The organism is Neopusillimonas maritima (assembly GCF_003576595.1).
Taxonomy (GTDB): Bacteria; Pseudomonadota; Gammaproteobacteria; order Burkholderiales; family Burkholderiaceae_B; genus Neopusillimonas; species Neopusillimonas maritima.
Map to the genome: position 1 here is coordinate 55446 of NZ_NQOU01000005.1, position 24316 is coordinate 79761.

17 protein-coding genes are annotated in these 24316 nt (G+C 53.9%); 12 read left to right on the plus strand and 5 right to left on the minus strand.

The annotated features are described in order from the left end of the window. Positions 1–36 precede the first annotated feature (36 nt). Genes CJO09_RS12415 through CJO09_RS12435 form a run of 5 tightly spaced genes read left to right on the plus strand, consistent with a single transcriptional unit; the run spans position 37 to position 7410 of the window. Complete coding sequence (locus CJO09_RS12415; protein ID WP_119442628.1) at positions 37–3207, plus strand: efflux RND transporter permease subunit; 3171 nt, start codon at positions 37–39, stop codon at positions 3205–3207. Beyond that, positions 3204–4658, plus strand: a complete 1455-nt coding sequence (locus tag CJO09_RS12420) for an efflux transporter outer membrane subunit (protein WP_119442629.1) — start codon at positions 3204–3206, stop codon at positions 4656–4658. Before CJO09_RS12415 ends, CJO09_RS12420 begins: the two co-directional genes overlap by 4 nt. Next, positions 4655–5386, plus strand: coding sequence for a pyridoxine 5'-phosphate synthase (locus tag CJO09_RS12425; RefSeq protein ID WP_119442630.1), 732 nt, complete (start codon positions 4655–4657; stop codon positions 5384–5386). Before CJO09_RS12420 ends, CJO09_RS12425 begins: the two co-directional genes overlap by 4 nt. 36 nt (positions 5387–5422) lie before the next feature. Continuing rightward, the gene (locus tag CJO09_RS12430) at positions 5423–5995 is read left to right on the plus strand and encodes a nitroreductase family protein (RefSeq protein ID WP_114421668.1); all 573 of its coding nucleotides are present in this window, start codon (positions 5423–5425) and stop codon (positions 5993–5995) included. Further along, a complete protein-coding gene (locus tag CJO09_RS12435; protein WP_119442631.1) occupies positions 5992–7410 on the plus strand; it encodes a dihydrolipoyl dehydrogenase in 1419 nt (472 codons plus the stop codon). The genes CJO09_RS12430 and CJO09_RS12435 overlap by 4 nt, the downstream gene beginning before the upstream one ends. A 5-nt stretch (positions 7411–7415) precedes the next feature. Here the strand turns inward: CJO09_RS12435 and CJO09_RS12440 are convergent, their stop codons facing one another. The 5 genes from CJO09_RS12440 to CJO09_RS12460 are packed head-to-tail and all read right to left on the minus strand — an operon-like array spanning position 7416 to position 13405. Further along, complete coding sequence (locus tag CJO09_RS12440) at positions 7416–8075, minus strand: SCO family protein (RefSeq protein ID WP_119442632.1); 660 nt, start codon at positions 8073–8075, stop codon at positions 7416–7418. Positions 8076–8077: 2 nt separating this feature from the next. Next, a complete protein-coding gene (locus CJO09_RS12445) occupies positions 8078–10147 on the minus strand; it encodes a M3 family metallopeptidase (RefSeq protein ID WP_119442633.1) in 2070 nt (689 codons plus the stop codon). Next, positions 10147–11019, minus strand: a complete 873-nt coding sequence (gene folD, locus CJO09_RS12450; RefSeq protein WP_119442634.1) for a bifunctional methylenetetrahydrofolate dehydrogenase/methenyltetrahydrofolate cyclohydrolase FolD — start codon at positions 11017–11019, stop codon at positions 10147–10149. Before folD ends, CJO09_RS12445 begins: the two co-directional genes overlap by 1 nt. Continuing rightward, positions 11016–11645: a response regulator transcription factor gene (locus tag CJO09_RS12455; RefSeq protein WP_114421673.1), complete on the minus strand. Its 630-nt coding sequence runs from the start codon at positions 11643–11645 to the stop codon at positions 11016–11018. The genes folD and CJO09_RS12455 overlap by 4 nt, the downstream gene beginning before the upstream one ends. Continuing rightward, entirely contained in the window at positions 11642–13405 is a 1764-nt protein-coding gene (locus CJO09_RS12460; protein WP_119442741.1) for a PAS domain-containing sensor histidine kinase, read from the minus strand. The genes CJO09_RS12455 and CJO09_RS12460 overlap by 4 nt, the downstream gene beginning before the upstream one ends. 272 nt (positions 13406–13677) lie before the next feature. Here CJO09_RS12460 and aceE point away from each other — a divergent pair, with 272 nt between their 5' ends. The 7 genes from aceE to purF are packed head-to-tail and all read left to right on the plus strand — an operon-like array spanning position 13678 to position 24207. Further along, positions 13678–16392 carry a pyruvate dehydrogenase (acetyl-transferring), homodimeric type gene (aceE, locus tag CJO09_RS12465; protein WP_119442635.1) on the plus strand — a complete coding sequence of 905 codons (2715 nt, stop codon included), beginning with the start codon at positions 13678–13680 and terminating at the stop codon, positions 16390–16392. A 14-nt stretch (positions 16393–16406) separates the two neighbouring features. Continuing rightward, positions 16407–18137 (plus strand): dihydrolipoyllysine-residue acetyltransferase, encoded by a 1731-nt coding sequence (aceF, locus tag CJO09_RS12470; RefSeq protein ID WP_119442636.1) that lies wholly within the window; start codon positions 16407–16409, stop codon positions 18135–18137. Between the two features lie 9 nt (positions 18138–18146). Beyond that, positions 18147–19976 carry a dihydrolipoyl dehydrogenase gene (lpdA, locus tag CJO09_RS12475; protein ID WP_119442637.1) on the plus strand — a complete coding sequence of 610 codons (1830 nt, stop codon included), beginning with the start codon at positions 18147–18149 and terminating at the stop codon, positions 19974–19976. Positions 19977–19988: 12 nt separating this feature from the next. Continuing rightward, on the plus strand, positions 19989–21296 hold the full coding sequence (gene folC / locus CJO09_RS12480; RefSeq protein ID WP_119442638.1) for a bifunctional tetrahydrofolate synthase/dihydrofolate synthase: 1308 nt from the start codon (positions 19989–19991) through the stop codon (positions 21294–21296). Positions 21297–21343: 47 nt separating this feature from the next. Continuing rightward, complete coding sequence (locus CJO09_RS12485) at positions 21344–22195, plus strand: SPOR domain-containing protein (protein WP_119442639.1); 852 nt, start codon at positions 21344–21346, stop codon at positions 22193–22195. Continuing rightward, positions 22192–22680, plus strand: a complete 489-nt coding sequence (locus CJO09_RS12490) for a CvpA family protein (protein WP_114421679.1) — start codon at positions 22192–22194, stop codon at positions 22678–22680. The genes CJO09_RS12485 and CJO09_RS12490 overlap by 4 nt, the downstream gene beginning before the upstream one ends. Positions 22681–22704: 24 nt before the next feature. Further along, on the plus strand, positions 22705–24207 hold the full coding sequence (gene purF, locus CJO09_RS12495; protein ID WP_119442640.1) for an amidophosphoribosyltransferase: 1503 nt from the start codon (positions 22705–22707) through the stop codon (positions 24205–24207). Positions 24208–24316: the final 109 nt, after the last annotated feature.

Here is a 24316-nt window from a genome sequence, read left to right on the forward strand (position 1 = left end):
GTATCGGCGCTCGGCGGACAGACAGAGATCCAGCAAATGCCTCAGTTTTTTATTGAAAGACCTATTTTTGCGTGGGTGGTTGCGTTGGCCATCACCCTGGCCGGCCTGGTCGCGATTCCGAATATGGCGGTTTCGCAATACCCGGAAGTGGCGCCACCTGAAATTAGCATCCGTGCAACCTATCCAGGGGCATCGGCTGAAGATGTGTCAACCACGGTTGCCAGCGTTATTGAAGATGAGCTTAACGGCGCCACCGGGCTGATTTATTACGAGTCAGTTAGTGATTCTTACGGTTCTGCTGAAATTACCGCCACGTTTGCTCCTGGTACTGATCCTGACATGGCGCAGGTTGATGTACAGAATCGTATCTCTAATGTTACGGCGCAGTTACCCGGGGCGGTAACGCAACAGGGTTTGCAGATTCGCAAAAGTAACTCTAACTTTTTGCTGGTGGTGGCGCTGTCGTCCGATGATGGCTCCATGAGTCAGGTTGAGTTGGCTGATTACATCACCCGCAATATCCAGAATCCCATTTCAAGGGTGCCGGGCGTAGGTGATTTCCGCTTGTTTGCGGCGCCCCGTGCGATGCGCATTTGGGTCGATCCCCACAAACTCGTGGGCTTTAATTTAAGCATGGCTGAAGTGAATGCCGCTGTGGCTTCGCAGAATACGCTTGTTTCGGCGGGTATTCTGGGTGCGCCACCCAACCCTAATTCACAGAGGGTGTCTGCTCCAATTGTCGTGAACGGTGAGTTGAAATCGGTTGAGCAGTTTGAAAATATTGTGTTGCGCTCAACTCTGGATGGTGCAACCGTCAAGCTCAAAGACGTTGCGCGCGTTGAGATTGGTGAAGATAACTATCAGTTCGGTGCGCGTTTGAACGGCAAGCCAACAGCCGCCTTTGCTATTTCGTTGGCCACCAACGCCAACGCTTTGTCGACTGCGGAAGGCATTAAACAAACGATGAAAGAGCTCGAGCAGTTCTTTCCTGTCGGGGTGTCCTATTCCATTCCTTACGACACGACGCCCTATGTCCAGCTTTCCATTGAACAGGTCGTGTATACCTTGTTCGAAGCCATGGTGCTTGTGTTTCTTGTGATGTTCCTGTTCCTGCAGAACGTGCGTTACACGCTGATTCCGGCACTGGTGGTGCCGGTGGCCGTGCTGGGCGCGTTTGCAGTTATGCTGGCGCTGGGCTTCTCAATTAATGTTCTGACCATGTTTGCCATGGTGCTGGCAATCGGTATTCTCGTTGACGACGCCATTGTGGTGGTCGAAAACGTTGAAAGGGTGATGGTGGAGACCGGCAAGTCACCCAAAGAGGCAACGCGTCTTGCTATGCCTCAAATTAGCGGGGCTGTGGTCGGCATGACGCTGGTATTGTCCACGGTCTTTTTCCCACTCGCTTTCATGAGTGGTTCCGTCGGCATTATTTATCGGCAGTTCGCTATCGCCATGGCGGTATCCATTTTGTTTTCCGGTTTTCTGGCACTCAGTTTTACGCCGGCTTTATGCGGCACCATTTTAAAGCCCGTTGCCAAGGGTTCACACCAGGAAAAGAAAGGGTTTTTCGGCTGGTTTAATCGATCGTTCGACCGCGTAACGCACCGCTATGAAGGTTGGGTTGGGCGCAGCTTAAAACGCACCGGCCGCCTCATGATTGTGTACCTTGTCCTCCTCGGCGCGCTGGGCTTTATGTACGATAAATTGCCAACGTCGTTTTTGCCTGATGAAGACCAGGGTTACTTGATTACGAATATCGAACTGCCATCGGGTGCCACGGCCAACCGCTCAATGGACATCATTGAAAAAGTTGAAAAATATTTCAGTGAACAGCCGCAAGTGGCAAATATCGTTACAGTTCAGGGGTTCAGCTTTAACGGTAACGGTTTGAATGCCGCGTTGGCGTTCGTTCCGCTCAAGCCGTTCGATGAGCGTCCCGGGCCGGAGAACTCGGCCCAGGCGGTGGCTGGGAAAGCCACCCAGTCGCTCTTGTTCGGCTTGCCCGATTCCATGGTGTTTTCGTTGGTTCCCCCGGCAATTTCGTCATTGGGCAACGCAACGGGTTTCGACTTGCGTTTGCAGGACCGGGGCGGCTTAGGGCAGGCAACGTTAATGCAGTCGGCACAGCAACTATTGCAACTCGCCAACGAAAGTTCGATATTAACGGACACCCGCATTACGGGGCTGAGTCCCGGTCCGCAATTGAAGATTTCAATCGATCGGGATAAGGCAGCGGCGTTAGGGGTCAGTTTCAGCGAGGTTTCGACGATGCTCAGCACCGCGTTGGGCTCGTCTTATGTGTCCAAATTCCCGAATCAGGGGCGCATGCAGAATGTTTGGGTTCAGGCAGAGGCTGATCACCGCATGAATATTAACGACATCATGACGCTGAATGTGAAGAATGCCCAGGGCGGCATGGTTCCGATGTCGGCACTGGTTGATGTCGAGTGGGACCAAGGGCCCGTGCAGGTGGTGCGCTATAACAGTTATGAGTCCGTGCGAATCGGTGGGGGTGCCGCGGCGGGTTACTCCACGGGTGAGGCCATGGCGGAGGTGGAACGCTTGATTCAACAATTGCCGCCGGGTATTGGCTTTGAGTGGACGGGTCTGTCTTATCAGGAAAGGCAGGCAGGCGCACAATCATTGATTTTGATGGGCTTGGCCATGCTGGTTGTATTCCTTTTGCTGGCTGCGCTCTATGAAAGCTGGGCAATTCCGTTGTCGGTGATGATGATGGTGCCTTTGGGCATGTTGGGTGCGGTGACGCTGGTTAGTTTGTTGGGCATGTCGAACGATGTTTACTTCCAGGTCGGCATGATTACGGTCATGGGCTTGGCTGCCAAGAATGCAATTCTTATTGTTGAGTTCGCCAAAGACGCCTATGCAGATGGGAAAGGGCTGGTTGAGTCAACGATTGAGGCGGCCAAATTACGTTTCCGACCTATTCTCATGACGTCATTCGCATTCATGTTGGGCGTTGTGCCGTTGGCAATTGCAACCGGGCCGAGCTCCGCCAGTCAGAATGCGGTGGGTCTAGGCGTACTGGGGGGGATGTTGGCGGCAACGCCGCTGGCAATGGTATTTGTACCCACGTTCTTCGTCGTTATTATGACGCTGTTCAAAACCCGTCCCAAGAAACTGGGTAAAACCGGGGGTGCGTCGCATTCGGAATCAGAAGCAGCTACATCGCAGGGGCAGTCATGATCAAGCGTAATTTTCACTATCGGCTTTTACCAATCGCCGTTGCTCTCGTTCTGGCGGGTTGCTCCCTTTCGCCTGACTACAACCGACCCGCCGCACCCGTGCCGGAAACGTACCCCAACGCCTCTGAAGGGATGCAAGCAGAAAATGCCGTTCCTGCCGCCGACTTGGGCTGGCGACAGTTTTTTCACGATCCGCAGTTAAAGGCGCTGATTGAAATCGCGCTCAATAACAATCGCGATTTGCGTGTGGCGATTGAAAGGGTCGAGGAGTCGCGCGCGTTGTACGGCATTCAGCAAAGTGATCGCTTTCCCACCATTGGTGCCGGTGCCAATGCGTCAATTCAGCGGATGCCCGAGGAGTTGCGTGCCGGTTGGGCGTCTGCTCCCATCGTAAGCCGTATGTATCAGGCGGGTGTTGGGGTTACGGCGTTTGAGCTGGATTTATTCGGTCGTGTTAAAAATTTAACCGAAGCCGCTTATCAACAGTATTTGGCCAGCGAGCAGGCACGGCGCACTGTACATATTTCATTAATTGCGCAGGTTGCCGAAGCGTACTTTCGCTTGCGGGCAACCGAACTGCAGCGTCAGATCATCGAGCAAACACTTAAATCACGCAGCAATTCATACGACTTAATCAAAAAGCGTTTTGATATCGGTGTAGCCGGTTCGCTCGACTTATATCAGGCAAAAAGTCAGCTCGATCAGGTGAGGTCGGACCTACAGGAAATTCGCCGTCTGGAGCAACAAGCACAAAATGCCTTGTTATTGTTGCTGGGGGATACGCCGGGTCCAATGTTGCCTGAATCAGCACCGTTTAGTCGCGATCAATTGATGGCGCAAATCCCGGTCGGCCTGCCGTCTGATTTATTGACACGCAGGCCCGACATTATTGCGGCGGAAAATAATTTATTGGCGGCTAATGCCAATATTGGCGCGGCAAGGGCTGCATTTTTCCCTAACATTTCGCTAACGGGCTTGCTCGGTTTTGCCAGTAACGCGATGGGGGGGTTGTTCAGTGGCAGCAATCGTTTCTGGTCGTTTACGCCCCAGCTAACCATGCCGATTTTTGGTGGCGGTGTCAGCGGTAACCTTGATTTGGCAGAGGCACGCAAAAATATCGCGATAGCCCAGTACGAGAAAACGATTCAGGTGGCATTTCGTGAGGTTGCCGACGCGCTTGCCGGTGAGGCAACCTATGCTGAACAGCTTGATGCGTTGCGCGACTTGGAAGAGTCGGCTTCTGAGTCATTGCGTATCGCACAACTGCGTTACGAGAACGGTATCGACAGTTTCCTGCAAGTGCAAACCGCTGAAGTGACGCTATACAACGCTCAACGCTTGTTTCTTGATACCGGCATGAATTCGCTCATGAATCGGGTTGAGTTATACAAAGCATTGGGTGGCGGCTGGAACGAAAATACGGTTCAAACTGATCAAGAGCCTTCAGCATGATTGAGTTGGGTGTCAATATCGACCATGTAGCGACGCTGCGCCAGCAGCGGCTTACGGCGTATCCCGACCCGGTTCAGGCTGCCGTGCGCGCGGAACAGGCGGGAGCCGATTTAATTACGCTACATTTGCGCGAAGATCGTCGCCATGTTCAGGATGCCGATGTCTATGCTATTCGTCAGGTACTGCTTACGCGAATGAACCTGGAATGTGCCATTACGACTGAAATGCTTGATATCGCCTGCGCGGTGAAACCCCACGATGTTTGCCTGGTGCCCGAGAAGCGCGAAGAACTGACGACGGAAGGGGGCCTGAATGTTGTCGAGCACTTCAACCAGGTGCAGAATGCGGTAAACCAATTGCATCACCAGGGTATTCGAGTGTCGCTTTTCATCGATCCGGAGCCCGCTCAAATTGAAGCGGCTGCGAAAGCGGGCGCCCGAATTATAGAATTGCACACAGGAAATTATGCCCATGCCGACCAAGGGTCGAATGAACAAAAACAAGAGCTGGAACGTACGCGTCGCGCCATTGCACATGGTGTATCGTTGGGGTTGCGCGTGAATGCCGGGCATGGTTTGCATTACGAAAATGTGCAGGCCATAGCGGCATTACCCGGGTTGGCCGAGTTGAATATCGGCCATGCCATTGTGGCCCGCGCGGTTTTTGACGGCTGGGAGAAAGCCATACGCGATATGAAGGCGTTAATTATTCAAGGTAGTGCGGCTTAAGTCGTACGCTTGAGCGTTGAAACAAAGGAATTGAGCATGTCTACTTCTGCGGTGGATTATTTATTGTCACGGCGATCCGTTAAGTTTGTTCAAGCGCCGGCACCGTCTGAACAGCAATTGGAACAAATTTTGCAGGCGGCCATGTCAGCCCCCGATCATGGGCGTTTGCGGCCCTGGCGTTTTTCGCTTATTCAGGGCGATGCCATTATGAAATTGGCCGACTTGTCGATTGAGGCAACGCGCCGCGCCGGTAAGCCGCTTACCGATGAGAAAGAGGCGTCGATACGTAAATGGCTGTCGAAAGTCCCTTTGCTGATAGCCATTGCATGCCGGATCGACCATAGCAATACCCGTATTCCCGAGCACGAGCGGATGCTGGCGGTTGGTGCCGGCGTCATGAATATGCTTAACGCGATTCACATGCAAGGCTATGGTGCATTCTGGAGTACCGGGCTTGGAACTTATGTCGATGAAGTGAATGAAGCGTTGGGTTTCGACGGCCTCGATTATCGTTTTATGGGTTATCTGGCAGTGGGAACACCGATCGAACCCGCAACGGCTGCGCCTGAACGTCCTGATTTCAAGGAGTTCGTAACCGAGTGGAAATGAAGCATTTGAATACCGATATCGCCGTCATCGGGGCGGGAACGGCCGGTATGTCGGCCTACCGAACCGTAAAGGCGTCTGGTTTAGCGTGTTTGCTGATTGAGGGTGGCCCATACGGAACAACCTGTGCCCGTGTCGGATGCATGCCTTCAAAACTGCTTATTGCGGCGGCGGAAGCCGCACACCATGCGCGCCATACAGCAGAGTTCGGTGTTCATGTTCAAGGCGAGGTTCAGGTTAACGGACGCGAGGTCATGAGTCGTGTCCGGCGTGAGCGCGATCGATTCGTGGGGTTTGTCCTTGAGGCCGTTCAGGGTTTTGATCCGGCCGATCGTTTGCAGGGCTCTGCGCGATTCCTGTCCAACACAGAATTGCAGGTCGGCAATCATACCCGCGTTACGGCTTCACGCATTATTATCGCTACCGGCTCGTCACCCGTCATCCCGCCCATGTATCAGGGCCTGGGAGATCGTTTGGTGGTGAATGATGATGTATTCAACTGGGAAAAGCTGCCTGAAAGTGTGCTTGTTGTGGGCCCGGGCGTTATTGGTATGGAGTTGGGGCAGGCATTGTCACGTCTTGGGGTGCGTGTTCAACTTTTGGGGCGCAGCCCGTCGGTTGGCGGAATTGCCGACCCCCGGGTGTTGGAATCAGCGCTGGCGGCTTTTCACGACGAGTTGGACCTGGCACCGTGCGCTGAAGTTCATTCGGTTGAGAAGCAGACGCATGGCGTGCGTGTGTGCTTTACGCCTGAAGGCGGCGCACGGCGCGAAGCAACCTATGAGTATGTGTTGATGGCGGTAGGGCGCAGCCCCAATTTTGACGCGCTCGAACTTGCGAACACTTCAGCGCATTTCAATGACCAAAACAAACCGGTTTTTGACACCGACACTTTACAGGTTAAAAACACGCCTATTTTTCTTGCCGGCGATGTGAACGGCCAGATGCCGCTTTTGCACGAGGCGGCGGACGATGGGCGTTTTGCCGCGTTGAATGCCGTTCATTATCCGCAGGTTGAAGCGTTCAAGCGGCGTGCGCCCGTTTCCGTGGTGTTTACGGACCCGCAGCTGATGTGGGTGGGCCGGCGCTTCAATCAATTGGACCCTGCCGAAACAGTCGTGGGTGAGGTGAGTTTTGCCAACCAGGGGCGAGCTCGCGTTATTCTTAAAAATAAAGGGTTGTTGCGTGTTTATGCCGACCGTTGTTCCGGGCAATTCCTGGGCGCCGAAATGGCAGGGCCGGCCGCCGAGCATCTGGCACATCTTTTAGCCTGGTCGCATCAGCAAAAGCTCACCATCAGGCAGATGCTGGCTATGCCGTTTTATCATCCTGTTATCGAGGAAGGCTTACGCACGGCTTTGCGTGACGCCGACGGCCAAGTGTGTTGTGATCCCGCTGATCCTTCGGTAGGCGGCTAGGTTTGCTATTGCAATAAAGTACGTACGCCGTCGGTTAATACATCAACCGATTCGGAATCGGCGGCAAGGTAACGCGCTTTGCCGTTTTCATCGAAAATATAAATGCCGCGGCTATGTGCAACCTCGTAGCGTTCAGGTTCGTTGCTGCTGGGTTCTTCTATTTGATAGGCAACCCGGTAACGCCGTGCGACGTCTGCTATTTGTTTTTCAGAGCCGGTTAAACCGATGGCGTGACTGTCGAACGCCTGCACGTATGCTTGCAGTTTTTCCGCGGTGTCACGGTGAGGGTCGACACTGATGAATAAAATACGAACCTGGTCGGCGTCGGGTCCCAGCTTTTGCATAACCTGTGCCAGTTGCGCCATGGTAGTGGGGCATATGTCTGGGCAACTGGCATAGCCGAAGAACAACATAACGATATTGCCTCGGAAAGCCTGTGCGGTAACCGGTTCGTTATCTGGGCCGATCAGCTCAAACCTTAAGTCGGGCAAAAAGCCGCGAATGTTGTGTAAGCGGGTTGTTTCTTCCTTGGCGTTGACTGTTTCGACCGGGTTCGCTTGTGCACTCGTTGCCGGCGTGGTCAGGAAAATGGCGCTCGCCAGGATTGCGCCAATCAGGCCGGCTGGGTAACGCCGAGGTGAAAGCCTTAAAAATGTGCGTTTCATTATCAAACGTCCAAGGGTTGTTCCGTCATGCCATTGTGACGCAACAGGGCGTCAATTTGCGGTTCGCGGCCGCGAAAAGCCTGAAATGAGGCCTGCGCGGGGCGCGAAGCCCCTACGGCAAGAATTTCATCTACAAATTTTGTGCCTACGGGAGCGATCAGTGTGTTTCCCAGACCATGCGTTTGGGCATATTCTTCAAACGCGGCGTAGGCGTCGGCCGACAGTACCTCGGCCCATTTGTAGCTATAGTAGCCGGCAGCGTAGCCGCCTGCAAACAAATGTGAAAACGTATGAGGAAAGCGATGCCATTCCGGCGGAAACAAAACGGCCACGTCTTGGCGAACCGTACTCAATGTGTTCAGTACCTCTTCAATGGCCAACCCGGAATGGTGGTTGTGAATCTGCATATCGAAAAGCGAAAATTCAATTTGTCGCACCATTTGCATGCCACTTTGAAAGTTGCGCGCCACCACCATTTTCTTGAACAAGGTATGAGGCAAAGGTGCATTGTCATTTACATGACCGGATAATTTCTGAATCGAAGCCCATTCCCAACAGAAATTCTCCATAAATTGCGAGGGCAGTTCAATGGCGTCCCATTCCATATTCGAGAACGCCGATGCGCCGGGATCGTCGACACGTGAAAGCAGGGCATGCAAGGCGTGGCCGCTTTCGTGAAACAGCGTAATGACGTCGTCGTGGGTAAGAAGCGACGCTTGATTTTCCTGCGGAGCAGGGAAGTTGCAGGTAAGGTAAATAACCGGGGTGACCAATGTGCCGTCAACACGCTGGCGTGCCCGTTCACTGTCAACCCAGGCGCCGCTTTGCTTTCCCTGCCGCGCGTACAAATCCATTACCAAATAGCCGCACCGGTTCTCGCGAAGCAGTACTTCATAGGCCTGTGCATTGTGATGCCACAAAGGCAGTTTCACCGGTTTGAACGTGACCCCGAATAATTGCCCGACAATGTCAAAAAAACCGTCCAGTACTTTTTGTACCGGGAAATATTGACGCACCGACTCTTCGGAATAATCGTAGCGGTTTTCACGCAGGCGCTCCGACAAAAACGGAATATCCCACGGTTCCAGCGTGGCCATTTGGTAGTGCTCATGCGCAAACGCTTTCAATTGAGCAAGGTCATGCTGCGCATAAGGTTTGGCACGCTTGGCCAGATCCTGCAGGAACGACAGAACCTGCTCGGGCGATTCCGCCATGCGGGTTTCAAGGCGCAGTTGCGCGAAATTCTGATATCCCAGCAACCGGGCTTCTTCAGCCCTTAGGTTTAGCAGCTGCTCAATGGCTTGCGTGTTATCGAAACGGGTATCGCCTTGTTCCGAGGCCAAAGTCCCAAACCCGCGATAAAGGGTTTCACGTAACGTGCGGTCTTGTGCATATTGCATCACCGGCAAGTAGCAGGGCATTTTCAGGGTGAAACGCCAACCCGTTTGACCGTTCTCTTTTGCCAGGGTTGCGGCGGCACTGATCACGTCGGGCGGAATCCCCGTCAATCGGTCGGCATCCGTGACCAAGGTATGCCATTCGTCAACGGCATCCAGACAGTTCTCTGAAAACTTTTGCGAAATGCGCGCTTCTTCATCGGACAACGCCGCGTAGCGTTTGCGCGCCTCACCTTCCAATTGAACGCCACTCAGCCGGAAGTCGCGCAAGGCAAGTTCAATAATGCGCTGACGTACCGCGGGCAGTGTTTCATAGTGAGCACTGTCGCGTAGCTTCTGGTATTGGTCGTACAAGCCGCGATGTAGGCCAACCCAGGTGGAAAATTCGGTAATTTTAGGTAGACAGCGGTTATAGGCGTCGCGCAATGCGGGGGTGTTGACTACCGCGTTCAGGTGTCCTGCAACCGACCATGCACGCCAAAGTTTTGCGGATGAAACTTCATGCGGCTCAATCAGCGTGTCCCATTCAGCGGGGGTCGCGGGATCGGCAATGGTTTCAATGCATTGGCGCGTTTGCGCGATCAATTCGTCGATTGCCGGTTCGATGACGTCAGGGGTAATGTGTTCATAATCGATCAATTGATCGATTGGAACAAGCAAAGGGTTGGGCATAATCAGGCTTCTTGCGTAGCAGATAAACTGACGCAGCGTTCGGCTGCTTCAAGCGTATTAACCAATAGCATGGCAATGGTCATGGGGCCTACGCCGCCGGGAACCGGAGTAATGGCACCCGCAACTTCTTTTGCCGACTCGAACTCCACGTCGCCGACAAGGCGGCCGTCGGGGAGACGGTTGATGCCGACATCAATCACGGTGGCGCCGGGCTTGATCATGTCACCGTTTACCATGCCAGGTTTGCCGGTTGCGACAACCAGGATGTCGGCGCGGCGCGTTTGCGCGGCAAGATCACGCGTTTTGGAGTTGCAGAGGGTGACCGTGGCCCCGGCAGCCAACAGCAGCATGGCCATGGGCTTGCCCACGATATTACTGGCGCCCACAATAACGGCTTCAGCACCCCATGGTGACACATTCTCGGCTTCCAGCATCTTCATGACGCCATAGGGTGTACACGGGCGAAACAAAGGCTTGCCCGTCATGAGCAGCCCTGCATTGCTAATGTGGAAACCGTCGACGTCTTTGGCGGCGGAGATCGCTTCAATGACAATGTGCGAATTCAGGTGTGGCGGCAAGGGAAGTTGAACCAGAATACCGTGAATACGCGGGTCGTCATTCAGTTTGTGTACGACAGACAATAGCTGCGCTTGCGAGATGTCTTTGTCAAGACGGATGATCTCGGAGTGCAAACCTGCTTTCTCGCATGCGGCGGCTTTGTTTCGCACGTAAACATGCGATGCCGGATCGTCACCCACAAGCACCACTGCCAAACCAGGTGTCACGCCTTGCGTTTTCAGGGTGGCGACCTGTTGTGCGACTTCCTCGCGAATGCTTGCGGCAAGGGCTTTTCCATCGATAATTCTTGCGGTCATACAACGCCTTCGGAACGAGACAGGGCAATTTTCATGAGGTCGGCTACGGTGGTTACTTCAAGTTTTTCCATGATATTGGCGCGATGTGCTTCAACCGTTTTGATGCTGATATTGAGGTCGCCTGCAATTTGCTTGTTCAAACGCCCGGCCACAATGCGTTCCAATACCTGTTGTTCGCGTGAAGTCAGCCGGCTGAGAATAGCCTGTTGGCTTTTTTGTTCTTGCAGCTTCGCGGCATCTTCCGTGGCTTGTTCCAGCATGCGGGCCACAATGCTGCGCAGGTCGGACTCGTTGAAGGGCTTTTCCAGAAAGTCGACTGCGCCTTTCTTAATGGTGGAGACGGCCATGGGAACGTCGCCGTGGCCGGTGATGAATACGATCGGAAGTGGCGCGTTTCGGGCCAACAACTCTTCCTGGAGTTCCAAACCGCTCATGCCGGGCATTCGTACATCGGCGATTAAAACCGCAACCTGGTCAGCATCGTAAGTATTCAAAAACTCTTCTGCGCCACTGTATGCTTTAACACGATAGCCGTTGGCTTCGAGCAGCCAGCGCAATGAGTCGCGCACGGCCTCATCGTCATCGACAATGAAGACGGTATTGGAAACGGTGGTGGTTGTGGTCATGCTTGCAACTCCTGGTGATTCGGGTTGGGCCTGGTTTCGTTATTGTTGGATTCGCCTGCATTGGGCAGGGTAAAGCGGAAAATGGTTCCCCCCTCGGGATTCGCTGTGGCCCAGAGGCGCCCATGGTGGGATTCGATGATCGTGCGACAAATATTCAGCCCCATGCCGAGCCCCTCGGATTTGGTGCTGTAAAAGGGCTCGAAAAGACGTTCAGGATCTTTCAGGCCATGGCCACGGTCGATTACCGCGAACTCAAGAACGGAAGATTGATCAGTTAACACAACGTGGAGTGTACGATATTCGCTATGCTCCATCGCCTCGACACCATTTTTCAGAAGATTCAATAATACCTGTTCTATCAGGATGGGGTCGGCCAGAACGTCGGGAAGCGTGTCGGGTAATGTTTTCTCAATGAGTACTTGTCGTTTGCGCGCGTCGATATCGGCGAAGGAAATGGCGTTATCAAGGATGCGCGCAGCCGGTACACGCTGGCGGCGCGGTTCGCTTCGTTTAACGAATTCGCGAATACGGCTGATAATTTTGCCTGCGCGCTCTGCCTGTTGTGCACTTTTACCCAGTGCATCCAGCAACATTTCGGGCGTGGCCCTATCCGATTTCACCATGGCCGAAGCCGCCATGTTGTAGTTAACAATCGCGGTTAAGGGTTGGTTCAGTTCGTGCGCCAACGATGAAGCCATTTCACCCATGGTCATCAAGCGGCTGGTTAACTGAATTTTCTCTTGTTGCATGCGCGATTCCTCCTCGTGCTGACGCCGCTCGGTAATGTCGCGCGCCACCTGAAGCCGCACGCGGCGACCGTCTGTCCAGGCCAACATGCGATGCTGTACTTCGAACCAGCGTTGGGCGGAAGGGGAGTAGACTTCGATCAGTTCGTCGGTGAAACGGCCCAGGCGCCCACCCAACAGTTCACTGTGACCGCTTGACTGTGCGCCGAAAAAGCGGCGGTAGTTGCGGTTTGCAAAGAGTAGTTCGAGGCCTTCCGGCGTGTCGGCCACAACGGAAATGGCATCATCCAGACCTTCAAGAACTGTCATGAAACGCTCATGGGCTGCGGTAAGGGCCTCGCGAATGCGTTTCGGCTCGGTGATGTCGGTCATGGACGTCATCCAGCCGATTTGTTCGCCGTTTGCATCACGTAAAGGCGATACATACATACGCGCGGTAAAGCGCGAACCGTCGCGTCGCTGGGCTTCAATTTCCAAACCGCTGCTTGGGGTTCGACCCGATAACAACAGGTCGAGTGTTTCCTGGTGCTCGGCATACTTGCCGGGAACCCAATACGGGAAGGGGGTTGTACGGCCGATGAGATCGGCTTCATTCCAGCCTATCATGCGGCAAAAGGCGGGGTTCACGTAAGCGATACGGCCCTGCATGTCGAAGACGCGCATACCCGTTGACATGGAGTTCTCCATGGCACGTCGAAAGCCTGTTTCCGCAATGAGTGCTTCTTCTGCTTTGGTGCGAAAACGGGTGTAGCGCCATAAGGCCAGCAGGCTGACCACAATCACCAGCGATAAAGCCACAACCAGCATCATGAGCCGTTGTTGGCGAATTTCCTGGTCGATCGTGACGAACATGACACTGTCACTCTGGATTCTTTGCATCCAGAAGAACACGCCCATGACGCAGAGATAAAGGATTAACACCACAAACGGCGTTAACCAGTAAAGACCGCGTCGCTTTTGCGCTTGTTCGTAAAAAGTCGTTGGGATCAGAGATTTCTTGTTAGGAGCAGCCATAGACCAGACATAAAGTTCAATGCTTATTTTACCCTTGTCCTTGAAGTCATTGAAACTGCTTAGTTTCACGTCTTATTTTCATATTATGAAATATAGTGCCATAAAGTGAAATTTTGCTTGCTCAAAGCTGAACACTTTTCTAGAATGGCGTCAGCCTGGACTGACCGGCTTACCAGCCGAACACCCGTTTTCGCAGTGGGCGAGGATCATGCTACAACGGGCGAATGGGTGTGTTGGTCTATATGAAAAGCAAACTAACCAGGAGACTCCTAATGTCATCTCTTGAAAAAATAAATACCGTGGTCGACGAGTCGGATATTGATGCGGTGGAAACCCAGGAATGGCTCGAAGCCCTTGAAGCGGTATTGGAGAAGGAGGGTCCTGAACGCGCTCACTTCCTGCTCGAGCGCCTCATTGATATGGCACGACGCTCCGGCGCACATATCCCGTTTTCGCCCAACACGGCTTATGTGAATACGATTCCTCCCGGTTTGCAGCCTGCTTATCCCGGTAATGTTTCCCTTGAAGGTCGTATCCGCGCCTTTATTCGCTGGAACGCCATGGCCATGGTGGTTCGGGCCAATCGCAAAACCCCTCCTCACGACGGTGACCTGGGTGGGCACATTGCTTCTTTTGCCTCGTTAGCCACCATGATTGGTTGCGGCCAAAATCATTTTTGGCATGCTGAAACGGAAGATCACGGCGGCGACCTGGTTTATTTCCAGGGTCACAGTTCGCCCGGCATGTACGCACGGGCCTATCTGGAAGGACGTTTAACGGAAGAACAGCTCGACCGTTTCCGTCAGGAAGTCGACGGCAAAGGTTTGTCTTCATACCCGCACCCTAAATTAATGCCGGAGTTTTGGCAGTTCCCGACGGTTTCCATGGGCCTGGGGCCCATCATGGCTATATATCAGGCGCGCTTCCTGAAATACCTGCATGCGCGGGGTATTGCCGACACCAGCAAACGTAAAGTGTGGGTCTTTTGCGGCGACGGTGAAATGGACGAACCCGAATCCTTGGGCGCCATCAGCATGGCCGCCCGCGAGAACCTCGATAATCTTGTGTTTGTTGTGAATTGCAACCTGCAACGCCTCGATGGTCCTGTGCGCGGCAATGGCAAAATCATTCAAGAGCTTGAAGGCGAGTTCCGCGGTAGTGGCTGGAATGTCATCAAGCTGATTTGGGGTGGCTATTGGGATCCGCTTCTGGCGCGCGATAAAGAAGGTATTTTGCGCAAGATTATGGAAGAAACCGTCGATGGCGAGTATCAAACCTATAAAGCCAACGACGGCGCGTATGTCCGTGAGAAATTCTTCGGCAAGCATCCCAAGCTGCTCGAACTGGTAAGCCGCATGAGCGACGAAGACGTTTGGCGCCTTAACCGGGGTGGACACGATCCGTATAAGGTTTATGCCGCGTTCCAGTCGGCCTCAAGCCACAAAGGTCAGCCGTCCGTGATTCTGGCAAAAACGATTAAAGGTTATGGCATGGGGCATGTCGGCCAGGCCAAGAATCCGACTCACCAGCAGAAAAAATTGGACATCGATGCCATTCGTGAATTCCGTGATCGTTTCAATATCCCGGTTCCCGACGACAAGCTGGAAGAAGTGCCTTACGTGAAGCCGGCGGAAGACTCCCCGGAGATGAAATATTTGCACGAACGCCGTGAGGCACTGGGCGGCTACTTGCCCAAGCGCCGCATGCGCGCAGATGAGTCCTTCAAGGCGCCACAGCTCGACGCGTTCAAGGCAACGCTTGAGCCGACTACCGAGGGCCGTGAAATCTCAACGACGCAGGCATTTGTGCGTGTGTTGAATCAGGTATTGCGTGACAAGGCCTTGGGGCCGCGTGTTGTGCCCATTTTGGCCGATGAATCACGAACCTTTGGTATGGAAGGCTTGTTCCGCCAAATTGGTATTTATGCGCCGGAAGGGCAGAAGTACGAACCGGTCGATAGAGACCAGGTGATGTATTACAAAGAAGCTGCCAACGGCCAGTTATTGCAGGAAGGCATTAACGAAGCAGGCGCATTCAGTTCCTGGATTGCTGCGGCAACGTCTTATTCCACCAACAACCGCATCATGGTGCCGTTCTACGTGTACTACTCCATGTTCGGTTTCCAGCGTATCGGCGACTTGGCGTGGGCTGCGGGCGACATGCAGGCACGTGGCTTCCTGATGGGTGGTACTGCAGGCCGTACAACCTTGAATGGTGAGGGTTTGCAGCATGAAGACGGCCATAGCCACATTATGTCGTCGCTTATTCCCAACTGCGTGTCGTACGACCCCGCGTTTGGGCACGAATTGGCGGTGATTATTCAGCATGGCATGAAGCGCATGGTTGAAGACCAGGAAAACGTCTTCTACTACATTACGATCATGAACGAAAATTATGCCCACCCTGGTTTGAAGCAAGGTGATGAAGACGGCATTATTCGCGGCATGTACAAGCTTCAGAGCAACGGTAAAGAGAAAGACAAGTTGCGCGTTCAACTGATGGGGTCGGGAACGATTCTGCGCGAAGTCATGGCGGCTCAGGACATGCTTCTGGAAGATTGGGGCGTGAGCTCCGACCTTTGGAGTGTGACCAGTTTCACCGAGCTGCGTCGTAACGGTCTCGATTGCGAACGCGAGCGCCTTTTGCACCCCGAGCGCAAAGATCTGCCTGTTCCATATGTTACGCAACAACTTGAAAAAACCAGTGGCCCGATTGTGGTTTCAACGGATTATGTAAAGCTGTTCGGCGACCAGATTCGGCCGTTCGTGCCCAAAGGGCGTTCATACAATGTGTTGGGTACCGACGGCTTCGGGCGCTCCGATTTCCGTTACAAGCTGCGTGAACATTTCGAGGTGGATCGTCGATTCGTTGTGTTGGCGGCATTGCGTGCTTTGGCGGACGAGGGTGCGATTCCGCTCTCCAAAGTGTCCCAGGCCATCAAGAAGTATGAAGTCAATCCCGATAAAGCCAACCCACAATACGCCTGAGCAGGGGAGTCGTCATGAGCAATGTCGTTGAAGTCAAAGTGCCGGATATCGGAGATTTCGAGAATGTCGAAGTGATCGAGGTGCTGATATCCGAGGGAGACACCATCGAGGCGGAACAAAGTTTGATTACCGTGGAGTCGGACAAGGCCTCTATGGAAATTCCCGCGTCGGCCTCGGGCAAGGTCAAGTCACTTAAAGTCAAGGTGGGTGACAAGGTTCACGAGGGGTCGGTCATTCTTGAGTTGGAAAGCGCGCAAGCGCAGAAGCCGGCTGACAAGAAAGAAGCGGAAAACGCACCGAAAGCCGATCCTGATGAGCCGAAAGCGGATTCCGCTTCAGATTCGAATACGGCTGGCTCCGGTCAGCAGGAGCGCGAACCCGCGCCGCAAGCCTCGTCAGGGACTAGTAGGTCGGCAACTGTTGTTATCCCTGATATTGGCGACTTCGACGAGGTCGAAGTCATCGAAGTGCTGGTCAATGAAGGTGATTCCGTCGAGGCCGAACAGAGCCTGATTACCGTTGAGTCCGATAAAGCTTCAATGGAAATTCCATCGTCTGAGTCGGGTACGGTTAAATCACTGAAAGTGAAAGTGGGCGATAAGGTCAGCAAAGGAACGGAAATTCTGGAGCTTGCCGTAACAGGTTCGGGCGGTGCCAAATCGTCAGAGGCGCCAGCCAAAGCGTCGGAAGCGTCGTCAAACGAGGAAAGCAAGCCTGTTGAACAGGACGAGAAGCCTGAACCGCGTGGTGAAGCGTCAGCCGAAGAGTCAGGCCAAACACGGCGCGTATCACCTACCCAGGCTTTTGAAGAGGACAAGCGTCCGTTGCGCGATTTGCCGCATGCGTCACCTTCCGTCAGAAAGTTTGCACGCGAGCTGGGTGTGAATCTTGCGCAGGTTAAAGGTTCCGGTCCGAAAAGTCGCATTCTGGCCGATGACGTGCGCCAATTCGTGAAGCAAGCTGTAGCGGGTACCGGTGCCGGAACGGGCGTCGCGTCCGGCGCGGGCGGCGGGCTTCAGGTGCTGGCCTGGCCGAAGGTGGACTTTGCCAAATTCGGGCCGGTGGAAAGTAAACCTTTATCGCGCATCAAGAAGTTATCGGGCGCTAACTTGCATCGCAACTGGGTCATGATCCCCCACGTTACGAATAACGATGAAGCCGACATTACCGACCTTGAGTCGTTGCGCAAAGAGTTGAATAAAGAGAACGAGAAGTCTGGTGTAAAGGTCACCATGCTGGCGTTCCTTATCAAAGCCTGCGTGGCGGCTTTGAAGAAGTTTCCCGAGTTCAACGCATCGCTTGACGGCGATAACCTGGTCTTGAAGCAGTACTACCATATTGGTTTTGCCGCTGATACACCCAATGGTTTGGTGGTGCCGGTTATTCGCGATGCCGACCAGAAAGGTATTTTGGATCTTGCGCGTGAAATGTCTGACCTGGCGGCCCAGGCGCGCGACGGCAAGTTGTCGCCGGCGCAAATGCAAGGAGGAACGTTCTCGATTTCCTCGCTGGGCGGCATTGGTGGAACAGATTTCACACCCATTATTAATGCACCCGAAGTGGCCATTCTGGGGGTCTCGCGCTCGAGTATGCAGCCGGTATGGGATGGCAGCGCATTTCAGCCGCGGTTAATGTTGCCGTTGTCGCTTTCCTATGATCATCGCGTGATTGATGGTGCCGCCGCTGCACGCTTCAACGCGTATCTGGGGCAATTGTTGTCAGATTTCCGCCGTATCGCTTTATAAGGGCCGAATATGAGCAAGTATGAGCTGAAAGTGCCGGACATCGGCGACTTCGATGAAGTTGAGGTCATTGAAGTCTTGGTTAGTGAGGGCGATACCGTCGAGGCGGAACAGAGCTTGATCACGGTTGAATCCGACAAAGCATCCATGGAAATTCCGGCCGACAAAGGCGGTAAAGTGGTGAAGCTGCGGATCAAGGTAGGCGATAAAGTGGCGCAAGGTGCCGTTATTGCCGAAATAGAAGCGCAAGCGTCTGAGGAAAGCCAGGATCCGGCTTCGGGCGCCAGTGCCAAAGCAGCGCGAGGCGGTGGCGATAGTAATGAACGCAAAGAACGTTCTTCTGATGACGCTGAAAAAAGCGCATCGTCCGATTCCGCAGTACCCGCAACAGCAAGTTCGGGGCCTGCTCCCAGCGAGTTCTCAAGTTCGGCAGACCTTGACTGCGATGTCGTGGTTTTGGGTGCGGGGCCCGGCGGTTATTCCGCCGCTTTTCGCGCAGCCGACCTTGGTCTGAAGGTGGTGCTGGTTGAACGTTACAGCACACTGGGCGGGGTTTGCCTGAACGTGGGTTGCATTCCGTCGAAAGCGTTGTTGCATACCGCAGCGGTACTGGAAGAAGCACAATCTCTGGCAGCGCACGGTATTAAATTTGGTGAGCCTTCAATCGACCTGGATGCCTTGCGCGCTCATAAAGACGGTGTGGTTTCCAAGCTTACCAATGGCTTGGCCGGCATGGCCAAAGCACGAAAGGTCACGGTGGTGACAGGGTCGGGGCAGTTTGTTGATCCGCATCATTTGCAGGTGGAAACAAAAGACGGCATACAAACCATCAAGTTCGCCTCGGCCATTATTGCCGCCGGCAGCCAGTCGGTGAAATTGCCCTTTTTACCCGACGATCCACGGGTGGTCGACTCAACCGGTGCCCTGCAACTGGCGTCAGTACCAAAGCGCATGCTAATTGTGGGCGGTGGCATTATCGGTCTCGAGATGGGTACCGTTTATTCCGCCTTGGGTGCCCGTCTTGACGTCGTTGAAATGCTGTCGGGCTTAATGCCGGGAGCCGATCGTGACTTGGTGAAAGTTTGGGAGAAAATGAATGCCGAACGTTTCGACCATATTATGCTGGAGACCAAAACCGTTGATGCGAAAGCAGATAAAGACGGTATTTGGGTGACCTTCGAAGGTAAGAACGCACCTTCTGAACCCCAATGTTACGACCTTGTGCTGCAGGCCGTTGGCCGTGCGCCGAACGGAGGCCGTATCGGTGCCGAACACGCCGGTGTGCAGGTAACCGAACGTGGCTTCATTGAAGTTGACCGTCAGATGCGTACGAATGTATCGCATATTCACGCCATTGGCGACATTGTGGGTCAACCCATGTTGGCGCATAAGGCAGTGCATGAAGGGCACGTGGCGGCCGAAGTAATAGCCGGCAAAAAGAGCTTCTTTGATGCACGTGTTATTCCGTCGGTGGCCTATACCGACCCTGAAATTGCCTGGGTAGGGATCACAGAAGACGAAGCCCGCAAGGAAGGCGTTAAAGTGGATAAAGGGCTGTTTCCCTGGGCTGCATCGGGACGAGCCATTGCAAATGGCCGCGACGAGGGCTTTACCAAGTTGCTGTTTGATGCCGAAACCGGGCGAATTCTGGGTGGTGGCATCGTCGGCACCCATGCAGGCGACCTGATTGGTGAAGTGGTTTTGGCCATTGAAATGGGTGCTGATGCGGTCGATATCGGCAAAACGATTCATCCGCATCCTACGTTAGGTGAGTCAATCGGCATGGCGGCGGAAGTCGCGCATGGCAGTTGTACCGACTTACCCCCGCAAAGAAAGAAATAAAGAAATCGCAACATGTCTTCTTCTTTAACTGCAGCCAGTCCTTTACAGGACTGGCTGACGCATCTTGAAACCACTCACCCCAAGAAAATAGATCTTGGGCTCGAACGTATTACAACGGTTGCGCAGCGACTGGGTGTTCATACACTGCCGTGTGTCACCATTACGGTGGGCGGAACCAATGGAAAAGGCTCCACTTGCGCCATGCTGGAGGCAATTTTGGTTGCAGCCGGTTATAAAGTAGGGCTCTATACCTCGCCCCATTTGATCGACTTCAACGAACGAATCAGGGTGAACGGCAATATCGTCGACGATACTCAAATCGTTCAGCAGTTTGCACGTATTGAGGCCGCGCGTGCCGATGTTTCACTGAGTTACTTTGAGTTTGCAACGTTGGCCGCACTACTCACGTTCACCGATGCCAAAGTCGATGCCGCGATTCTTGAGGTTGGATTGGGTGGTCGTCTTGATGCAGTGAATATGCTCGATGCCGATTGCGCTGTCGTTACCAGTATCGATCTCGACCATATGCAATGGCTGGGCGACACACGCGACCAAATCGCGCTAGAGAAGGCACATATTTTTCGTGCAAATTGCCCGGCCATTTGTGCCGACCCTGTGCCGCCTCAAACGCTGATTGATCATGCGCAGGCAATTGGCGCAGACCTTTGGCTGTTCGGGCGCGATTTCAATTATTCCGGTGATCGTCAACAATGGGCATACGGAGGGCGTGACAAGCGCCGTCCGGGCCTGGCGTACCCGGCTTTGCGGGGAGCGAATCAACTATTGAATGCAAGCGCGGCGCTGGCGGTTATCGAAGCGTTACACCCGCGGCTGGCGGTGCCTCAACAGGCTATCCGGATCGGTCTGGCTCAGGTTTCGCTACCAGGGCGTATGCAAATATTACCGGGTTCGCCGATGGTGGTATTGGATGTAGCCCATAACCCCCATGCTGCGGCAGTGCTTGCACAGAATCTGGATAACATGCCTTTTTATCCCTATACCCATGCAGTGGTTGGCATGTTCAAAGATAAGAACATAGAAGCAACATTGCAAAAACTTGCCGATAAAGTGGATCACTGGTATTGCGCTGACATCGACGGCCCCAGAGCCGCTCCGGGTAAAGAGTTGGCGCAGATCGTTGAAAATCTAACCGCCTCGCGCCCGGCTGACGAGGTCGTCACGACTGCCGTTTTTAATGATCCGGTACAAGCATTTAAAGCAGCTCAGAATCAGGCCGCAGAGAATGATAGAATTCTTGTATTCGGGTCATTTCATACTGTTGGTCCGATACTGAGGGAACTCGGTCGCAAGGCGCATTAACACGCGCCTCCCGCCGCATTCATCGTTTGGCCAATCAGGGTTGTTACATGGGTTTATTTTCTCGTGATTCAGGGTCAGCTTCCGACCGCCGTAAATCAGGCCGTTCCACGACGGATTCCCAGGCAAACGAACTGCGCGTGCGGGCACGCCGGCGTTTGGTAGGGGCTTTGGTCTTGGTTGTGGCGGCGGTTATTGTGGTTCCCATGCTTATTGATACCAACCCGCCGGTTAACGATGCGCTGCAGCCTATTGTGCTGCCACCGGTTGCGTCGTCGCCCGAAGGGCAGCTTGCGCAGTCGGATAACAGTACCGGTTCAATCACCATCGAGCGGGTGGATATCCCCGCGCCTACGGATAGCGCCAATAATGGGGCCAATCCCGAGGCTTCTTCGGGTTCCCAACAGTTGCAGCAAACCTCTGAGCCGGCAACCGGTTCAACCTCTTCGTCCGGAAGTCAGCCTCCCGCTGCGAATAATGATGAGTCTGAAACGCGCAAACCCGAATCGGCGCCAGAAAGCGCGCAGAGCGCTACCAGTACAAACGCGCAAGCACAACAGGAGCCGGCTCGTAACACACGCTCCGACGACGGCGCGGTGGCATTGGCGCTGCTTGAAGGAAGGCAGCCACCCGGCGCAGGTGGCGGCCAGACGGCACAAAACGACACGGGCAGTTTTGTTTTGCAAATCGCTGCCTACACCACAGAGCAAGATGCCAATGCTCGACGTGACAAACTGTTCGAGGCGGGCGTGACCAATGCTTTTGTGGAGCGGGCCGTGTCCGGGGGTAAGCCCACATACCGGTTACGTGTAGGGCCTTTCCCATCGCGTGAAGCCGCCCAGGCTGCACAGACCCGTTTGCGCGCCTTGGGTTACGACAACGGCTTTATTTCCAGCAAGTGACCAGTTTCGATTACATCCTGCTCGCAATTCTGGGGGTTTCGGCCTGTTTGGGGTTGCTGCGTGGCCTGGTTAAAGAATTGCTTTCCCTTATTGCCTATCTGGCCGCCTTTATTGCAGCGGTATGGTGGGGCCCCAGGGTGTCGGTGTGGTTATCCCCTTACCTTGAAAATGATCTTCTTCGTACTGCGGTAGCTTATGCTGCGGTTTTTATCGTTGTGTTGCTTTTGGTGGGCTTGGTGAATATTACCCTGGCCACTTTTATCAAGAAAACGGGTCTGACACCGGCCGATCACGGCCTGGGTGGACTGTTCGGATTGTGTCGCGGTGTCATTATTGTGTTGGTTTTGGTGGCCCTTGGCGGCTACACCGAACTGCCGCGTGAGCCGTGGTGGCGCGATGCCCGCTTCGCGCCACTTGCAGTGCAAGGGGTTCAAGCGGTAAAGCAGGTTCTTCCACCCTCGTTGGGGTCCTGGTTGCCTTATTAAGTAGTTATTTCGGGAATTGAAAACATGTGCGGAGTTGTAGGGATTGTCGGCCGCAATCCAGTGAACCAAACCATTTACGATAGTTTGCTGCTTTTGCAGCACCGGGGCCAGGACGCTGCAGGCATTGCCACATCCTACGACCAGTTCTTCAGCATGTATAAAGCGCATGGCCTGGTACGCGATGTATTTCGCACGCGCAATATGCGTTCTTTGCCGGGTAACAGCGGTTTGGGCCAGGTACGTTATCCCACCGCCGGTTCCAGCGACAGCGTCGACGAGGCACAACCTTTTTATGTTAATGCGCCGTTTGGTATTACCTTTGTGCATAACGGCAACCTTACCAATTGGCGTGAGCTGCGCGAAGAACTGTTCCGCATTGATCGTCGCCATATTAATACCAACTCAGACTCCGAAGTCTTGTTGAATATTTTCGCCCATGAGTTGCAGCGCGCTTCAACGGGTGTGTCGCTCGACGAGTCCGCTGTATTCGAAGCGGTAGCGGCCGTACATCGGCGCACGCGCGGTGCGTACGCCGTGATTGCTCAAATCGCCAGTTTCGGCATGGTGGCGTTTCGCGATCCGTTTGGCGTGCGTCCCCTGTGTCTGGGAACCCAGGAAACGGAACAGGGTGTGGAGTGGATGGTTGCCTCGGAATCCGTGGCGCTAACCGGATGTGGTTACACGTTTGTGCGTGATGTGCAGCCCGGCGAGGCCATTATTATCGATGAAGACGGCAATTTAAGCAGTCGTCAATGTGCGGAATCACCGCGCTTAACGCCATGTCTATTCGAGTACGTTTATTTTGCTCGCCCCGACTCCTTGATGGATGGGGTTTCCATTTACGATGCGCGTTTACATATGGGTGAATACCTGGCTGATAACGTCGCCAAATCATTGCGTTTGGGTGAAATCGATGTTGTCATGCCCATTCCTGACTCCTCTCGCCCTTCGGCCATGCAATTGGCTGCGCGCCTGAACCTGAATTACCGTGAGGGGTTCATTAAAAACCGCTACGTCGGCCGCACCTTTATTATGCCCGGGCAGGCGGTGCGAAAGAAGTCGGTGCGTCAGAAACTCAGCGCAATCGATATGGAGTTCAAAGGTAAAAACGTGCTGCTTGTCGACGACTCGATCGTTCGTGGCACGACCAGCCGACAAATTGTTGATATGGCGCGCGAGGCCGGAGCGAACAAAGTGTTTTTTGCCTCTGCCGCGCCACCCGTTCGTTTTCCAAACGTGTATGGGATTGATATGCCGACGCAATCGGAACTCATCGCTTTCGAGCGCGAACCGAACGATGTTGCGCGTGAAATTGGCGCCAATGGTTTGGTTTATCAAGAGCTGGTCGATTTACAGCGTAGTTTGCGCGACCTGAATCCGGCGATGACGCAGTTCGAGTCCTCCTGTTTTAACGGAGAGTATATTACCGGCGACGTCGATGCGGCTTATCTCGATCGTTTAAGCCAAACCCGCGGAAAAGCGGCTTTGGCGCAAGCCAGTTTGAATACCGGTGCTGACGACCGCTAAAACGCTGTTTGTGTGCGCCCAATGTTGATGAAGGCAGCCGGGTTTTCCCGGCTGTTTTTTTGTCTTAAATGGTCGCTGCGTATGTTTTCGTTGACGTGCTTATTCAAGG

What these genes read in the sequence shown, in the direction of transcription:
- CJO09_RS12420 (WP_119442629.1), top strand. Translation starts at nt 3,204, where the DNA reads ATGATCAAGCGTAATTTTCACTATCGGCTTTTACCAATCGCCGTTGCT.
- CJO09_RS12455 (WP_114421673.1), bottom strand. Translation starts at nt 11,645, where the DNA reads ATGACCACAACCACCACCGTTTCCAATACCGTCTTCATTGTCGATGAC.
- folD (WP_119442634.1), bottom strand. Translation starts at nt 11,019, where the DNA reads ATGACCGCAAGAATTATCGATGGAAAAGCCCTTGCCGCAAGCATTCGC.
- CJO09_RS12435 (WP_119442631.1), top strand. Translation starts at nt 5,992, where the DNA reads ATGAAGCATTTGAATACCGATATCGCCGTCATCGGGGCGGGAACGGCC.
- aceE (WP_119442635.1), top strand. Translation starts at nt 13,678, where the DNA reads ATGTCATCTCTTGAAAAAATAAATACCGTGGTCGACGAGTCGGATATT.
- CJO09_RS12430 (WP_114421668.1), top strand. Translation starts at nt 5,423, where the DNA reads ATGTCTACTTCTGCGGTGGATTATTTATTGTCACGGCGATCCGTTAAG.
- CJO09_RS12425 (WP_119442630.1), top strand. Translation starts at nt 4,655, where the DNA reads ATGATTGAGTTGGGTGTCAATATCGACCATGTAGCGACGCTGCGCCAG.
- CJO09_RS12460 (WP_119442741.1), bottom strand. Translation starts at nt 13,405, where the DNA reads ATGGCTGCTCCTAACAAGAAATCTCTGATCCCAACGACTTTTTACGAA.
- purF (WP_119442640.1), top strand. Translation starts at nt 22,705, where the DNA reads ATGTGCGGAGTTGTAGGGATTGTCGGCCGCAATCCAGTGAACCAAACC.
- CJO09_RS12440 (WP_119442632.1), bottom strand. Translation starts at nt 8,075, where the DNA reads ATGAAACGCACATTTTTAAGGCTTTCACCTCGGCGTTACCCAGCCGGC.
- lpdA (WP_119442637.1), top strand. Translation starts at nt 18,147, where the DNA reads ATGAGCAAGTATGAGCTGAAAGTGCCGGACATCGGCGACTTCGATGAA.
- CJO09_RS12415 (WP_119442628.1), top strand. Translation starts at nt 37, where the DNA reads ATGCCTCAGTTTTTTATTGAAAGACCTATTTTTGCGTGGGTGGTTGCG.
- CJO09_RS12485 (WP_119442639.1), top strand. Translation starts at nt 21,344, where the DNA reads ATGGGTTTATTTTCTCGTGATTCAGGGTCAGCTTCCGACCGCCGTAAA.
- aceF (WP_119442636.1), top strand. Translation starts at nt 16,407, where the DNA reads ATGAGCAATGTCGTTGAAGTCAAAGTGCCGGATATCGGAGATTTCGAG.
- folC (WP_119442638.1), top strand. Translation starts at nt 19,989, where the DNA reads ATGTCTTCTTCTTTAACTGCAGCCAGTCCTTTACAGGACTGGCTGACG.